Annotated in this window: 11 protein-coding genes; 9 read left to right on the top strand and 2 right to left on the bottom strand. The window is 40.8% G+C overall.

The window, feature by feature from the left end; genetic code table 11:
• The first annotated feature begins 15 nt into the window (after positions 1–15).
• The 6 genes from H9L23_RS11185 to H9L23_RS11165 all read left to right on the top strand — a co-directional run bounded on the left by H9L23_RS11185 (position 16) and on the right by H9L23_RS11165 (position 8,595).
• Entirely contained in the window at positions 16–3,552 is a 3,537-nt protein-coding gene (locus H9L23_RS11185; protein WP_246474914.1) for a SusC/RagA family TonB-linked outer membrane protein, read from the top strand.
• Between the two features lie 4 nt (positions 3,553–3,556).
• Entirely contained in the window at positions 3,557–4,984 is a 1,428-nt protein-coding gene (locus tag H9L23_RS11180) for a RagB/SusD family nutrient uptake outer membrane protein (protein WP_187595028.1), read from the top strand.
• Between the two features lies 1 nt (position 4,985).
• On the top strand, positions 4,986–5,960 hold the full coding sequence (locus H9L23_RS26600) for a DUF5117 domain-containing protein (RefSeq protein WP_246474913.1): 975 nt from the start codon (positions 4,986–4,988) through the stop codon (positions 5,958–5,960).
• A complete protein-coding gene (locus H9L23_RS26595; protein WP_246474912.1) occupies positions 5,933–7,438 on the top strand; it encodes a zinc-dependent metalloprotease in 1,506 nt (501 codons plus the stop codon). The genes H9L23_RS26600 and H9L23_RS26595 overlap by 28 nt, the downstream gene beginning before the upstream one ends.
• Before the next feature lie 5 nt (positions 7,439–7,443).
• Complete coding sequence (locus H9L23_RS11170; RefSeq protein ID WP_187595027.1) at positions 7,444–7,980, top strand: DUF3347 domain-containing protein; 537 nt, start codon at positions 7,444–7,446, stop codon at positions 7,978–7,980.
• A gap of 258 nt (positions 7,981–8,238) precedes the next feature.
• Positions 8,239–8,595, top strand: coding sequence for a hypothetical protein (locus tag H9L23_RS11165; RefSeq protein ID WP_187595026.1), 357 nt, complete (start codon positions 8,239–8,241; stop codon positions 8,593–8,595).
• A gap of 313 nt (positions 8,596–8,908) precedes the next feature.
• Here H9L23_RS11165 and H9L23_RS11160 read toward each other — a convergent pair whose 3' ends face one another.
• Positions 8,909–10,729 carry a M60 family metallopeptidase gene (locus H9L23_RS11160; protein WP_187595025.1) on the bottom strand — a complete coding sequence of 607 codons (1,821 nt, stop codon included), beginning with the start codon at positions 10,727–10,729 and terminating at the stop codon, positions 8,909–8,911.
• Between the two features lie 321 nt (positions 10,730–11,050).
• Positions 11,051–12,211, bottom strand: a complete 1,161-nt coding sequence (locus H9L23_RS11155) for an FAD-dependent oxidoreductase (RefSeq protein WP_187595024.1) — start codon at positions 12,209–12,211, stop codon at positions 11,051–11,053.
• 85 nt (positions 12,212–12,296) lie between these two features.
• Here H9L23_RS11155 and H9L23_RS11150 point away from each other — a divergent pair, with 85 nt between their 5' ends.
• The 3 genes from H9L23_RS11150 to map all read left to right on the top strand — a co-directional run bounded on the left by H9L23_RS11150 (position 12,297) and on the right by map (position 14,871).
• Positions 12,297–13,256, top strand: coding sequence for a helix-turn-helix transcriptional regulator (locus H9L23_RS11150; RefSeq protein WP_187595023.1), 960 nt, complete (start codon positions 12,297–12,299; stop codon positions 13,254–13,256).
• A gap of 165 nt (positions 13,257–13,421) precedes the next feature.
• Positions 13,422–14,051, top strand: a complete 630-nt coding sequence (locus H9L23_RS11145) for a TetR/AcrR family transcriptional regulator (RefSeq protein WP_187595022.1) — start codon at positions 13,422–13,424, stop codon at positions 14,049–14,051.
• Positions 14,052–14,106: 55 nt separating this feature from the next.
• Positions 14,107–14,871: a type I methionyl aminopeptidase gene (gene map, locus H9L23_RS11140; protein WP_187595021.1), complete on the top strand. Its 765-nt coding sequence runs from the start codon at positions 14,107–14,109 to the stop codon at positions 14,869–14,871.
• Positions 14,872–14,930 lie beyond the last annotated feature (59 nt).

Genomic DNA, 14,930 nt, shown 5'->3' with positions numbered 1-14,930 from the left:
TTTTGCTTTATCGTTTTGTTATCGATAAACGCAAAAGCACAAAATACCCAGTACACCTTTACACAAGCGCCCTTAAATACCGTTATCTCACAAATTTCGGCGAAAACAAAATATGAATTTGTGTACGATGCGGCGCTGGTTAAAAAAGCCAAACCCATCAACTTTACCCTGAACACAGCAGATATTAAAACGATTATGGATGCAGTGGTTAAGGGACAGGATTTTAACTACGAAATCAGCAACAACCGCACCATCATCTTAAAAATACCAAAGGAAGATATTGCAGATGAATATGTGCTGCATGGTATGGTTACCGATAGTTTGGGTTCGCCATTGCCGGGTGCTTCTGTAAAAATCAAAAACACCAATAAATATGTCCTTACGGATGGTAACGGGCACTTTAATCTTAATTTAAGTAACCAATACAATACGCTCGAAATCAGTTATATCGGATACCTTTCTTCAACCCAGGGTTTCGATCGCAATGCTGCTTTAAAGGTGGTAACCGTTAGGTTAAGTGCCAACGCATCTTTACTGGCAGAGGTTGTGGTAAATGGTTTTCAAACGCTTCCACTCGAAAGGAATGCGGGTGCCTTTTCCATTGTTGATCAAAAAAAATTGAATGAGCAAATTAACCCGAGTATTTTATCTGCTTTAGAAGGCCGAGTTGCAGGTTTAGCTTATGATAAGAACCCTTATGGGCTAGGTGCCGATAAACAGGTAATACGCGGAAGAGGTACATTTTCAATCTCACAAACTGGTGTAAGAACTGACCCTTTAATTGTAATTGACGGATTACCTTCAGAAACCCCTTTGGAAGAGGTAAACCCCTATGATATCGAGTCGGTAACGGTTTTAAAAGATGCAGCAGCTTCTTCTATTTACGGTTCCAGATCAGCCAATGGCGTAATCATCTTAACCACAAAAAAAGGGAATAGTCCGGCTAAAATCTCTTTAAACACCGATTTTTTTATAGACACTAAACCTGCATTCAATTCTATGCATTATGCGTCTACCTCTGATATTTTAGACCTGGAAACAGATGTATATAATAAAGAGCGTGCCCGTTATACCACAACCGAATCGATGTTTGCCGCTTATGGCACGGTTGCTAATGGATCAATCAAATATTATAGCCCGCTTTACCAATTGTACCGTGATCGTGATGCCGGAAAGGTAACATCTGATCAGGTTAACCAACAACTGACTTCCTGGAGAAATGCTGATTACTATGAGCAGTATAGGGATAATGTCTGGCAAAATGCATTCCGCCAGCGTTACAACCTTTCTTTTAGTTCTTCAAGTGCAAAATCAAATACTTATACCTCTATAAACCTCGATAATTCAGCTCAAAAAGTAATCAAGAACAATGATCAAAAGCTGAACATTTATTTTAAAAACACTTACAACATAAATAAATGGTTAACCACTACACTTGGTTTTAATGGCACTTATACAAAGTCGGTTTCAACTGATGCATCTTATGATTCCTATAATGTTATTCAGCCTCGCTATGCTTCTATTATTAATCCTGATGGAAGCTTAGTATATGCAGATTATGTGAATTTGCCAGATGGCATTGCCGGTGCAAATGTTAATGGCGCAATGGTTGCCGCTTTGAAAAACAATCCGCAGTTCCGCTCTTACCGTTTTAATATTTTGGAGTCGCTGGATGAAGGCCAGGTTAATTCAACCAATATTGCACTAAGGGGTTTTGCTAATATTCAGGCAAAACTAATGGAAGGGCTTAATTTATCCAGTCAGCTTCAGGTCGAAAACACATCAGCTAAATCGAACCAGTATTATGATGTAAATTCATATAAAATGCGTGCAGCTTATAACGCGCTTATTGGCTATACACCTGCCACTAATGTATATACATACGGACTTCCGACGGGTGGTAGATATGGCCAAATGGAGAGTGGCAATAATAGTTATACTTTCAGGAACCAGTTGAGTTTCGACCGTACTTTTGATAAGGGAAAACATGCCATATCTGCCATTGCCGGTTTTGAGATGCGTCAAACATTTTCGCCAAGGGGTATCGAAGACCTGAGATATGGTTATGATCCAATTACACTTACCTCAACCTTAATCAATACCCAGGCCGCCAGTCAAACAGGTTTGCCAAGTTATATTTATGGAGGGAGCAGAACAATATCTGTTTTAGGCAGAACGCAGACTGAAATTAAACACCGAAATCTTTCTACTTATGCCAATGCGGGTTATACTTATTTAAATAAATACAACATTACAGGTAGTGTAAGGGTAGACCAAGCCGATTTTTTTGGAGTAGATCCTGAATATAAAAACAGGCCACTTTGTTCGGTTGGTACCAGCTGGAATGCCAGTAACGAAGAATTTATCCAGGAACAAAAATGGATCAGTTTGTTGAAATTACGTGCAACTTATGGTGTTAATGGAAACCAGAATTCGGAAAGTTCTAAATACTTAACGGCCAGAAGAAGAAGCGATAACCTGTTTCCATCCTTACAGTATATTGATGTAACCGCTTTACCCAATCCAAAACTACGTTGGGAAAAAACAGAAACCTATAATGGTGGTGTAGATTATGCCTTCTTATCGAACCGTTTAAGGGGAAGTATAGACGTATATTATAAAAAGAGTACTGATTTAATTGTAACGGCAGAATTAGATCCAACAGTTGGTGTGGCTTCGAGGATGATCAATAATGGTACTTTAATTAACCGCGGTATCGAATTTACATTAGGTGGCGATTGGTTAAGATCGGGTGATTTAACCTTAAGCGCTACTTTTATTCTGGGCTTTAACCGAAGCCGTATCGGTAAGGTAAATAGTGCACTTTCTACGGCTGGAAATTATATTTCTTCTCCTGCAATCTATTATATAGAAGGTTCTGCCTACAACACGTTATATGCCTACCGCTATGGAGGCATGGTAAATGGTTATCCTTACTTTTTAGATGATAATGGTAAAGCCAGCATCGATTTTGATACCAGTGGAAATCCCATCATTTCCAGTATCAAAAGTATTAACAATTTTGCCAGTTTGGTTAATATGGGAAGTTTAACTCCAACCTATACCGGATCATTTTCACAACGGATTGCTTACAAAAATTTCGAATTGGGTGCTCTACTGGTATTTTCAGGGGGTAACGTAATCAGAAGTGATGTAACTAATATCAGTGCTTATGATGTAACCGATGAGAACATTACCCAGCGTTTCAAAAATGGAAATGTACCTGATGTACCCCGAATACTGGTTGATTACCCGGAAGCTTTGATTAACAGTGCCAGCGCCATTAATACCATGTGGCAAGCTGCAGATATTAACGTGGTTAAGGGCGATTATATCAAATTAAGAAACATTTCCTTATCCTATAACCTGCCTAAAAGTATGATTGGTAAATTCAAACTTCCATCTGCTAAGTTCACCGCTCAGGTCAGCAATTTATGGTATGCAAGTGCAGCAGGGGATGATATCGATCCGGAATCCTATTCAGGTATTACAGGCACAAGAACCCTCGAAAATCCTAAATCATTTGTATTTGGCCTAAACCTAACCTTTTAACAAAATGAAAAGAAATATAACAATTATAGTATTCCTTGCCCTTATTTTAACGGGTGGGTGTAAAAAATATACCGATCTCACTCCAACAGGTTCGTTACTTGTAGAAACGGCACAAGATTATTACGAATTGGTTTCTTATCCCAACAGGGCTTACCTCATCAGCAATTTTCAGTACCTGGTTGATGATATGTGGATGAAAGAATCGAATTTTGTAGGCGTAACACCAAACATTAATACTGTTCATTTTAGTTTTAATGAAAGTGTAGATCGGGTTTCTTTAATTAGCAGCTCAAATTTTTACGAACGTGCTTATGTGTACATTAACCGCTGGAATACCATTATCTCTTTGGTTGATGGCAGTAAAGGTGACGATAATGTAAAAGCACTGGCTAAGGCCGAAGCTAAGGTGCTGAGGGCTTTCGATCATTTCCTTTTGGTAAATGTGTATGCCAAAGCTTATAATGCGGCTACTGCAGCTACTGATGGCGGAATCTGCATTATGGATAAATATGATTTAGAAGCTCAACCTGTAAAATCGACTGTTGCCCAGGTTTACGATTTCATCCAGAAAGATATAGATGATGCACTTCCATACTTGCAGGCACAACCATCAGATCCATACCATCCATCACTGGCTTTTGCATGGGCATTAAAAGCCAAGGTGCATTTGTTTAAAAAAGAAATCGCGCAAGCCAAAGCAGCGTGTGAGAAATCACTTTCTTATAACAACCAGATTTTCGATCTGGTTAACTATACCACAAAACAGGGTGGGCCATCGGTTACACCGGTTATTGCCCCCAACAACCCTGAGGTTTTGAGTTACATGTACATCCAGGGCTATAACGAAACAAATTTTGGCTATACCTGGTTAATCAGTCCGGAGTTGAGGGAATTGTTCGGCACCAACGATGCACGTTTCAATATGTTCTTCAACACCACCAGCGCCAGCTTTTTGGATATCGGTTCAAATGCAGCATACTACAGTGTTTTCTATACCAGGTTCTTTTATCCAACGGTGGGTTTAAAAACCACCGAAGTGTATTTAATGCAGGCCGAGTGTTTGGCAAGAGAGGGCGATTTGGCAGGTGCCATAGCGGTGGTAAACAAACTCCGTGAAAAACGCATCGTCTCAGGTACCATCACGCTTCCCGTTCCGGCAACGAGAAAGGAAACCATGGACATTATCATCAATGAACGCAGAAAAGAACTGTTCCTTGGTTTTAACCGCTTTATGGATTTGAAACGCTTAAATACCGAGCCTGAATATGCAAAAACAGTGGTGCGTAAATACCCGATTGTGAACAAAACCGTTCCACAGCAAACTTACACCTTGTTGCCCACCTCGAGGCTGTATATCATTCCGTTTCCGCTTAACGTACTTAAGAAAAATCGTAACCTAACCTTAAATACCGACGAAAAACTTCCGTTTTAATATGAACATTAAACACCTTATATTTCCAGTTGCGCTCTCGCTCTCTTTAACTGCATTCGGACAAAAAACACCGGTAGTAGCAAAGACCGATAGCACCACGAAGAAAGGGCCGGTTGATTACCAGAAAATCATTCCGGCAAATGCAATAGGCCAGAACGGACTCTTTAACATCAGGCAGGTAGACCAGAAATGGTTTTTCGAAGTGCCCGATAGTTTATTGGGCCGTTACCTGCTGGCTGTTACGCGTTACGTTACCACGCCTCAGGGTTTTGGTAGTTTTGGCGGGGAAAAAGTGAACGAGCAGACCATTTATTTCCAGAAGGGTAATAACAATAACCTCTTTTTAAAAGGTGTGGTATACCGCCAGGAAACTAAAAACACTTCTGAAGCCATTTACCAGGCGGTTATGCAATCGCAGGAAAGTCCGATTGTTGCCAGTTTCGACATCAAAGCGCGCAATCCGGTCAATGGAAATTATGTAATCGAAGTAACCGACTTTTTTAAAAAGGATGTTCCGGTCGTTTCAATTGCAGCCGAAGAGAAAACCGAGAAAAAACTCGGTAGCTTGGCCGACGACCGCTCTTTTATCGAAAAAATAAGCTGTTATCCGCTTAATGTGGAAGTTAAAACAACCAAAACATATTCTGGTTCTGGCTTAGGGGTTCCGGCGGGTGCTTTAACCGGTGCGATTACCTTGAGGTTAAATATATCGCTGCTGTTATTGCCAAAAATACCGATGAGAAAGCGAATAGCTGATGAAAGGGTTGGCTTTTTCAATAATAAGTATATCCTTTTTGATGAAAATCAGCAACGGACACAAACCAAATATTTGGTTCAGCGCTACCGCCTGGAACCTAAAAAAGAGGATTTGGCTAAATACAAAAAAGGCATATTGGTGGAGCCACAAAAACAGATTGTGTATTATATCGATCCGGCTACACCTAAAAAATGGCGCCCGTATTTGATTCAGGGATAAACGACTGGCAAAAAGCTTTTGAGCAGGCTGGTTTTAAAAATGCCATTATCGGAAAAGAATGGCCGGAAGCCGATACTACCATGAGCCTCGAAGATGCCAGGTTCTCGGTGATCAGGTATTATGCTTCCGAAACACCAAATGCTTACGGTCCACGCATCAGCGATCCGCGCAGTGGCGAAATTATGGAAAGCCACGTAGGCTGGTACCATAATGTAATGAAACTGGTGCACGATTGGTACATGGTGCAGGCTGGTCCACTTGATCCAAGAGCGCGCAAAATGCAGTTCGATGATGAGCTGATGGGACAGCTGATCCGTTTTGTTTCTTCACATGAACTAGGTCATACACTGGGCTTAAAGCACAATATGGGTGCAAGCAGCCAAACGCCTGTAGAGAAACTGAGGGATAAGGCCTGGGTAGAGAAAAACGGACATACCGTTTCGATTATGGATTATGCACGTTTCAATTATGTAGCACAGCCCGAAGATCACATCTCGCCAAAAGGAATTTATGCACGCATTGGTGCTTATGATGAGTGGGCCATTAATTGGGGTTATCGTTATTTCGATGGAGCCAAAGATGAGTATGCAGAAGAAAAAATCTTAAATAAAATGACTACTGATACCTTAACCCGAAACCCGCGTTTGTGGTTTGGAGGCGAAGGTAAGGATGAAGATCCACGCAGTCAGGCAGAAGATTTAGGCGATGATGCCATTGCGGCCAGCGACTACGGAATTAAAAACCTGAAAAGGGTAGTAGCCAATCTAATTGAATGGACAAATGAACCCGGAGATCAATACGATAACCTTGCCCAGTTGCATAAAGCGGTGGTAAGGCAATATGGCCGTTACCTGTATCATGTAATGAAAAACATCGGCAACCGCTATGTTACTAAACGAAGCGTAGACGAAAAAGGAGTGGTTTATGCCGAAATTCCCAAAGCAAAGGTGAAGAGCGTGGTTGATTATGTAGGCCGCCAGTTATTCGATGCTCCTTTATGGATCTATCCGAAAGAAATTGCGCAGTACATTGATATGAAACCAATGGATGAGATTTCTGATCAGCAGACGCAGATTTTAAATATGTTTTTAAGTCCGGGTTTGTTGTTTAACCTGAGCCAGAAAGCTTTGAACTCTGCAGATCCTTATCCTGTTAGCGAATTTTTAAACGATGTGTTGCCTACTGTATGGAAGAAGCCTTCACTCGATCCCTTAAAAGATACCTATCTGCGAAGCTTGCAACGTTCTTACCTCGAAAAGGTGGGCATGCTGATCAACCCCAAAGATATTGCCGATGGAAAAGCAATGAATAGCGCCCAGCGCAGCGATGTAAGACTGGAAGCCATCGCCCACATCAAGGCCATCAGGAAAAGGGTAGAAGAACTTCTGCCACAAACCACAGGCATTAATGCCACACACCTGGCGGATATCAGGACCGAAATTGATAAAATCCTTAAAAAAACAACTTTAAATCCTTAACCCAAATGAAAAAATATACATGGGCCATCATCATAGCGATGGCCGGCTTAAGTTTTAGTGTAAGTGCGCAGGTAAAAACCTCTGCCCAGGAAGTAGCCACACCCGAACTGGCACAAAAAAGAGAAGTTTTAAAAGAAGCGATTGTAATGAATTACCTGGGTATTAAAAACAGTCTGGTCAAATCAGATTCCCTACAGGTGATTAAATTTGCGACAGAATTTGCTTCACTGCTCAACCAGTTTAAATTTAAAAAATTATCGCTGGATGAGATGAATGCAGCCACAACTACACGCGAAGAAATTAAAACGCTTGCATTGGCCATTGCCGCCACAAAGTCCATTAATAAGCAGCGCAGTGAAATGGATAAATTATCGGTTAAACTGTGGTCGGTTATCGAAAGGTTTAAGCCAGAGAAAACTACCCTTTACAAACAGGTTTGCCCAATGACGGGGACGACGTGGATCAGCGATGATAAAGCGATTCAAAATCCATATTACCCTAAAAACATGCTTACCTGTGGAGAAGTAAAAGCAAGTATTTAATACCACACAAAAATAATAGTTAATGATTAAAAGCGGTTTTCTGGATAGAAACCGCTTTTTTTGAAATACAGCCGTCATCCGGTAGCTATCGGATCCCGCGCAGGCGGGAACCTTAATGCGTTCGCTTCGCCCGTAGCCCCTTTCACAATATTTAGTTAAGACGAAGCGTAATTCAGTTTGGCGAGAATGATATTTACTTTAGGGAAAGCCATACTTCACTAGGCGAATGCACTGAACAACAGTGCGTAAGCAATATTTATGTGTGCGGATGCGATATACAAATGTGCGGATGCGATATATAACCGTGCGGATACGATATACAACTGTGCGGATGCGATATATAACCGTGCGGATACGATATACAACTGTGCGGATGCGATATACAACCGTGCGGATGCGATATACAACCGTGCGGATGCGATATATAACCATGCGGATGCGATATACAACCGTGCGGATGGGATATATAACCATGCGGATGCGATATACAACTGTGCGGATGCGATATATAACTGTGCGGATGCGATATACAACTGTGCGGATGTGATATTTAACTATGGGGAAGTAATATTTAACTTTGCGGATTTAATACTCACCTTTACTGATGGGGTTTAAGGCGCTGCTTAATAAACTGTGTTTTAGCATCAATCGGTCTACAACTTTGTACTATTCCATTAATAATACAGGCATAAAAAACAAAAGATTTTTTCGTTCGGGAAGCTGTGAAGAATATCCTGATACCTGGGATTGGCTACGGACGTAATGCTCAGATTTTTAAGGAAAACGGAATCGAAGTTACAGGCATCGCGGGCAAAAAATAAGCACGCTGTGATCTCTGTGCCTTCTCTCAGTGTTCTCTGTGGTAAAAAACAACGGGCTATATTGTAAAAAAAAGAGGACCGCATTACCGATCCTCTTTCATTAAATTTTAATTATATAAACCCAGTTCTGCCAGGGCTGCAAACTGCAAACCATCCTGTGCTGAATTGGCAATTACTTTGAGGTATCTTAACGTTTTGCTTCCACCAAAGTCGAAATACTGAACCCCGGCAGCATTTTGCGCTACGTAATTGTTTACCGCCGTAAAATTAACATTATCGGTACTGGTTAACACCTGGAAATTTTTAATCGCTCTGCTTAAGCTGTTCCGCTGCACCAAACTTAATCCTTTAGCCGTTTTGTTTGAACCAAGGTCGATTACGATCTGATGTGGATAGCTTGCTGCAGTACTGGTCCACCTCGAATGCCAGTAAGTACTCTGGCTTCCATCAATTAAAGTTGCCGCACGGCCATTTACAGCACCTTCGCCACTGGTTTCTTCAGAGCTGAAAGAATTGATGCTCCAGCCGCTTTTACTCAGTTCGCTTAAAGGTGCCACATTATCCTGCAAGGTAGAAGGATCAGTTGTTGGTGCAGGTAAACCTAAAGCAGCCATATCAGCATAAATTTGGGTGGTAGCTGCAGCAGTAGAGAGGTTTAATCCCCATTTCTGAAAGAAATTACTTAAGTTTTTGCCTGATAAGTTACAGGCTTTCAGCATAAAATAGCGCATACGGTCGTCGTCATTTGCCAATGTTGGATTTTCAACACGCATATTTTTGGCCAATGTTCTGTAGAAATTGTCGCCATAAGCCAATGTAAGCTGCTGGAACATACATAAGCGGATAAATAGATCGGTGAGCGGGTTAGCATAACTTGTTGAGCCATTATAATCTTTAGTGCCTGCTGCTTTACCTAAATAAGTAAAGGCTTTCGGCCAAACGCCATCATTTACCAACCTGTTAACAGACGGGGTGAGGGTACGCTGAACATATAAACTATAAAGGTTTACGGTAACTTCGCCCAGGGTTCCCCAGCGCCACATCATCTGGTGTTGATGCCCAAGTTCATGCCATAATCCCCATCCATTGGTACCCACGGCATCTAACGTTAGAATTGCATTTACATCAGAGGTAATGTAGGCCGTACGGTAATCGTAGGCGAAGAAATAATAAGCAGGATCTTCATGCTGCGTGAGGAGGTAGGTATGCACATTTTTTGCATGGGCGGGTAGCGAATTATCCAAACCATTTAAATCATCTTCGAGTGCGATTATCTGGGTGATTTTATTGAGTATGGCCGCCTGATCTTCGTTCTGGTACTGGATGGCTTTGGTACGCGATACCACGATTACACAATTAGATCCCTCCAATACTACATCAGGGGTAGTGTAGGTCGTTAACTGACTGATCCAATCCGAATTGGTAGTAACACCCAGTTTAAAATAAGGCGCATATTGATAACCGGTATTGAAAGTTACTTTCGCTGTAGATCCGGTAGTAGCGTTAGTGTACCTTAACCACAACAAACCACCTGCGGCATTGGTAATGGTATTGGTGCCTGCAGTTAACTGTACCACTGTAGGCTGTGCGTTCCATGTGCCATACCTGGAGTAGGTGCCAATAAGTAGTTTTGGCAAGCGTGTTCCTGCTGTTTGCTCTACAGTAATGTTTAGAGTGGCATTTGGTGCCATATAAAGTCCTGTAGCCGTAAAATCTGTCAGATTATAACCGTTTTTTAAGCGGTCTTTTTCAATTGAAGCATTAATTTTTTCGGTAACATTAAAAACGTTAGTTTGGCTGGCAGATAAGAGGGCCGCACGGTTTGTGGCTTTGCCATTATCAGCTTGTTCTGGCAGTACATTGGCCTTTTTACAGGCAAAAAGGCAAGTTATTGCCATCATGGTGAAAAGTAGGGATGTTTTTTTCATTGTTTTTAGGTTAAGTAAATATTTGGTTGTTATAATTTGAGTTATTATATCGATGCCATTCCAACTATTCTGCCCTCTCTTTCAAACCAATGTTATAATCACCATAGGTCTGCCTGCACTGTCATTCGAATGTATTTATAATTACATGCAGTTAAAAGAAAAAAGACTGCGCAAACGTTTGCCTGACGGGTTAATAATTGTTTATTCCGGGCCAGCGTCCATAAAAAAAGCCAGAATTTCTTCCGGCCGTTTGTTGGTAAGCTTGGGTAAAAAATAGAATTGTTTTATTGGTGTCCTTTGCAGATATGCTTTTATCCCGTTTTACGTATTACGGCCTAACAGTTTCAGCATTTTTTCCTGCGCATCGTCTGCATGCATCCAGTCTGCCATTTCAAGCGAATCCTGTGTGGCTTCTGCAGCCCTTTCCAGCATCTTTTTTTCGTAGGCAGAAATGGCTGTTTCGAGTGTTGCAACATCATGGCTGGCAAGCCATTCGCTTAAATCAAGTGCATCCAGCATGGCCAGATTTACTCCTTCACCCGATGGAGGCATTATATGCGCGGCATCTCCCAATAGCGTAACATTCGGTTTTGCATCCCAGGTTTGATCTAATGGCACTACATATTGCGGGCGTAGTATAACCGGCGTGCTTGCTTTTTCAAATAATTCAAACCAGATCTCGCTCCAGCCTGTAAATTCTCTTTTAAACCATTCAAGTATCCCTTTATGGTCAGAAAAATCAAGCCCGTTGTTTTTTATCCATTGTTCATCTTTTTTGCTGCTGGTATAAAAGTCAATACTGCCATCACCTTTTGATGATATATGCAAGGCCTTGCCATCACCATGGACATATATTTTCCCGCCATTTAATAAATTATGCATATTGGGGATGACTGATTCGGCATGTTGTACATTTCCCTGCAAGATGATGATGCCGGCATAGGAAGCTTTTATGGGCGTTACAAACGGACGTATTTTAGAATTAGCACCATCAGCTCCGATTACCAGGTCGGCGGTGGATGTTGTTCCGTTTTTAAAGGTGATTTTCCATTGTCCGTTAACCTGCTCCATGGTTAAAAACTGACTTTTCCAAACCACAGTACAAGGCTCCAGCGAATTTAATAACAGGTTTCTTAATGGCCCTCTGTCAATTTCCGGCCTGAAGTATTCATTATCAAAATCATCGTTCAATGTTTCGGTGTGCTCATCAAAAATGATGTTGCCCTGCGGATCAATAATTCGCCCCTGATCTGCACCAGGCCGGTAAGTTTCTTTAAAAGCATCCATCAGTCCGGCTTTTTCAATAGCCTTTAAACCAGACTCGAAATGGAGGTCGAGCGTAGCTCCCTGTACGCGTATGGTAGGGTCTAAATCCCTTTCATATACCTTTACGTCAACACCTTTAAGCTGTAAAAGTCTGGCGAGGGTTAATCCACCAGGACCGCCGCCAATAATGGCTATTTTTTTATTTTCCAGTAACATATCTTTTTGTCCTTATTTATTACGCACAAAAATGCTTACACTTTTATAGGTAAAATAGTTACTTTTAATATTAAAACAGTCGTAAATGAAAATATCGATTACCGATACCGGATCAGGAATTGCCAATAAACTTGCTGAAGCAATAGGGGCACGGGTAGATGGAAGATTCATTTACATTCCTGAAAATAAGGGTGGCGGTTACATTACCGGCTTTTCGTGGGGAAAAGATTTCCGCGTAATGATCAGGAACTATTATCTCCATGAGGAAATTTATATCGAACGTACCAACGAGCTGGTGGAAGGGCAGGAAGATGTGATTTTCCTGTTAAGCGGAATTTTTCCAACGCCTGTAAAGTCTGAAAAGCAATTGTATGCAGAACATTCAAACGTGTTGATCTGTATGCATGCTGTTTCATCGGTTATGGCCATGCCTTCAAATACGGTTTTTGGAAGTGTTACCATTGCCGTTTCGAGGCATTACCTCCGCTTGCTTTTTAGCAAGGTAGATCATCCTGTAATAGAAAGCATATTGGGATCGAAAGATAATTTTGTCTTTGAAATCAGCATTTCTCCCGAAATGATCCAAACAGCCGATGAAATGATCCATCAGCCAATGCCCCAGGTTATCGAAAGCCATTATTATAAACTAAAGTGCGAGGAACTGTTGTGTTATATTTTCACGCTGTTATTGCAAAGGGAAGCTATACCTGCGAGCAACATGCATATTGATGATATTAAAGCCATATACGCCATTAAATACCACCTGCATTCTCACCTTGCCCAAGCTCCAAATATTGCTGCACTTTCCAGAGAAGCAAATATGAGTGAACCAAAACTACGGAAACTGTTTAAGCAAACTTTTGGAAAAGGCGTTTTCGAATATTACCAAAGCGCACGCATGCTCGAAGCAGCAAAATTATTAAAAGAGAAACGACTTTCTGTTTCGGAAGTAGGTTATCAATTGGGTTTTACAAACCTAAGTCATTTTACGAGAGTTTTTGAACAGCATATTGGGATTAAACCGAAAAAGTATTCGCTAAGCTAAAATAAATGCAATTTCAATTTCATAAATTATAGTATTTACAGAATCAGGCCTCATATTCTCAAAAAAAAATATTATAGCTAAACATTTATCATGAAAGTTTTGATTAGCCACTTAATGATTTGAAATATCACACAGAAAATTGCAAATTGCGGTAAAAATCATTCAATGGGCAGAAAAATAACCGACGGACCGCTTAGAAATAAGGAAAGAACGAAACAAAAACTGATAGATTCGCTTGGTGTTATCCTTATCGAAAATGGTTTTAAAGGTTTAAACGTGATGCAGGTGGCTGCAAAAGCCAATGTAGACCGTAAACTTGTGTACAAATATTTCGGCGGACTCGAAGGACTGGTTAAAGAGTACCTTTTTACCAAAGATTACTGGAGGTTTAGTGATGAGCAAACTGCAGCGGTAATCGAACAAAGCAAAACAGATTTTGGAAAAAAAATGGCTTATCAGCTGTTAGAAGATCAGTTAAATGCTTTAATGGCAAACGAAGAGATGAGGAAAATTGTTACCTGGGGACTTTCTGAAGATTTTGAACCTTTAAAAGAACTTAACCGTGAGCGTGAAGAAGTAGGCGAAAAACTTTTTGCAGCAGTGTACGATGATCATTTTAAAGACAAGGATAAAAATATCAGGGCAATAGAAGCCATTTTAATCAGCGGCATCTATTACCTTTCATTATATGCTCAAACTAACGGAACTTTTTGCGGCATTGATGTTAAGGCAGAAAAAGGTCAGGATGAAATTAAAAAATCACTTAAACAGATTATTGACTGGGCTTATTCTTAAGTCTGCTTAAAATAGCAATAAGCCATTATCTTTGATAGAGGTAAAAAACCTAAATATGTCTATAACTACTGAAAGTGAAAAAACAGGAATGGAACAGGCAAGCGCTGCTGTAGCCATAACCCTTAAAAAGATGCGTGAATTTGCCAAACCGGGCATTTCAACAAAGGAACTGGATGAATATGGCGGCAAATTGCTGGCAGAAATGGGTGCACGCTCTGCACCTCTCTTAACCTATGGTTTCCCCGGATATACCTGTATCAGCATTAATGAAGAAGCTGCACACGGTGTTCCGTCAATAGATAAAATCCTTAAAAACGGCGACCTGATTAATATAGATGTTTCTGCCGAATTAAATGGCTTTTGGGCTGATAATGGAGGGTCGTTTATTATTGGAGAAGATATTTATGGACATGGCAGGCTTGTAGCAACATCAAAAGAGATACTCAAAAAAGCCATCAGTAACATTAAAGGCGGTGTGCGGATAGCTGAAATTGGGAGATTGATAGAAACTGAAGCAAAAAAAGCAGGCTATACGGTAATCAAAAACCTAACTGGCCATGGTATTGGGCGTAATCTGCACGAAGCACCTCACGAAATTGCCAACTATTGCGACCGGTTTAATATTACCCGTTTCAAAAAGAATCAGGTGGTGGCCATAGAAACATTTATTTCAACACGATCAACCATTGCGGATACACAAGCTGATGGCTGGACATTATGTGGCAATAAAGGAGGTTTTGTTGCACAACATGAACATACCATTATGGTAACCGGAGGAGAACCTGTAATATTTACCGCTGAAAACGGTATTTGGGATTAAAGCCTGATTACTAAAGTAACATCTTCATTCTCAACTTGATTGGGATTTTTAAGGCAAGC

Origin of the sequence: Pedobacter roseus (assembly GCF_014395225.1) — a bacterium.
Lineage (GTDB): Bacteria > Bacteroidota > Bacteroidia > Sphingobacteriales > Sphingobacteriaceae > Pedobacter > Pedobacter roseus.
The sequence above is the reverse complement of the archived record's forward strand: the minus strand, read 5'-3'. Positions and strand labels throughout refer to the sequence as shown.

Bases quoted from the DNA above. Each gene is read 5' to 3' on its own strand.
- H9L23_RS11180 (WP_187595028.1), top strand. From the start codon at position 3,557: ATGAAAAGAAATATAACAATTATAGTATTCCTTGCCCTTATTTTAACG.
- H9L23_RS26600 (WP_246474913.1), top strand. From the start codon at position 4,986: ATGAACATTAAACACCTTATATTTCCAGTTGCGCTCTCGCTCTCTTTA.
- H9L23_RS26595 (WP_246474912.1), top strand. From the start codon at position 5,933: ATGGCGCCCGTATTTGATTCAGGGATAAACGACTGGCAAAAAGCTTTT.
- H9L23_RS11170 (WP_187595027.1), top strand. From the start codon at position 7,444: ATGAAAAAATATACATGGGCCATCATCATAGCGATGGCCGGCTTAAGT.
- H9L23_RS11165 (WP_187595026.1), top strand. From the start codon at position 8,239: ATGTGTGCGGATGCGATATACAAATGTGCGGATGCGATATATAACCGT.
- H9L23_RS11160 (WP_187595025.1), bottom strand. From the start codon at position 10,729: ATGAAAAAAACATCCCTACTTTTCACCATGATGGCAATAACTTGCCTT.
- H9L23_RS11155 (WP_187595024.1), bottom strand. From the start codon at position 12,211: ATGTTACTGGAAAATAAAAAAATAGCCATTATTGGCGGCGGTCCTGGT.
- H9L23_RS11150 (WP_187595023.1), top strand. From the start codon at position 12,297: ATGAAAATATCGATTACCGATACCGGATCAGGAATTGCCAATAAACTT.
- H9L23_RS11145 (WP_187595022.1), top strand. From the start codon at position 13,422: ATGGGCAGAAAAATAACCGACGGACCGCTTAGAAATAAGGAAAGAACG.
- map (WP_187595021.1), top strand. From the start codon at position 14,107: ATGTCTATAACTACTGAAAGTGAAAAAACAGGAATGGAACAGGCAAGC.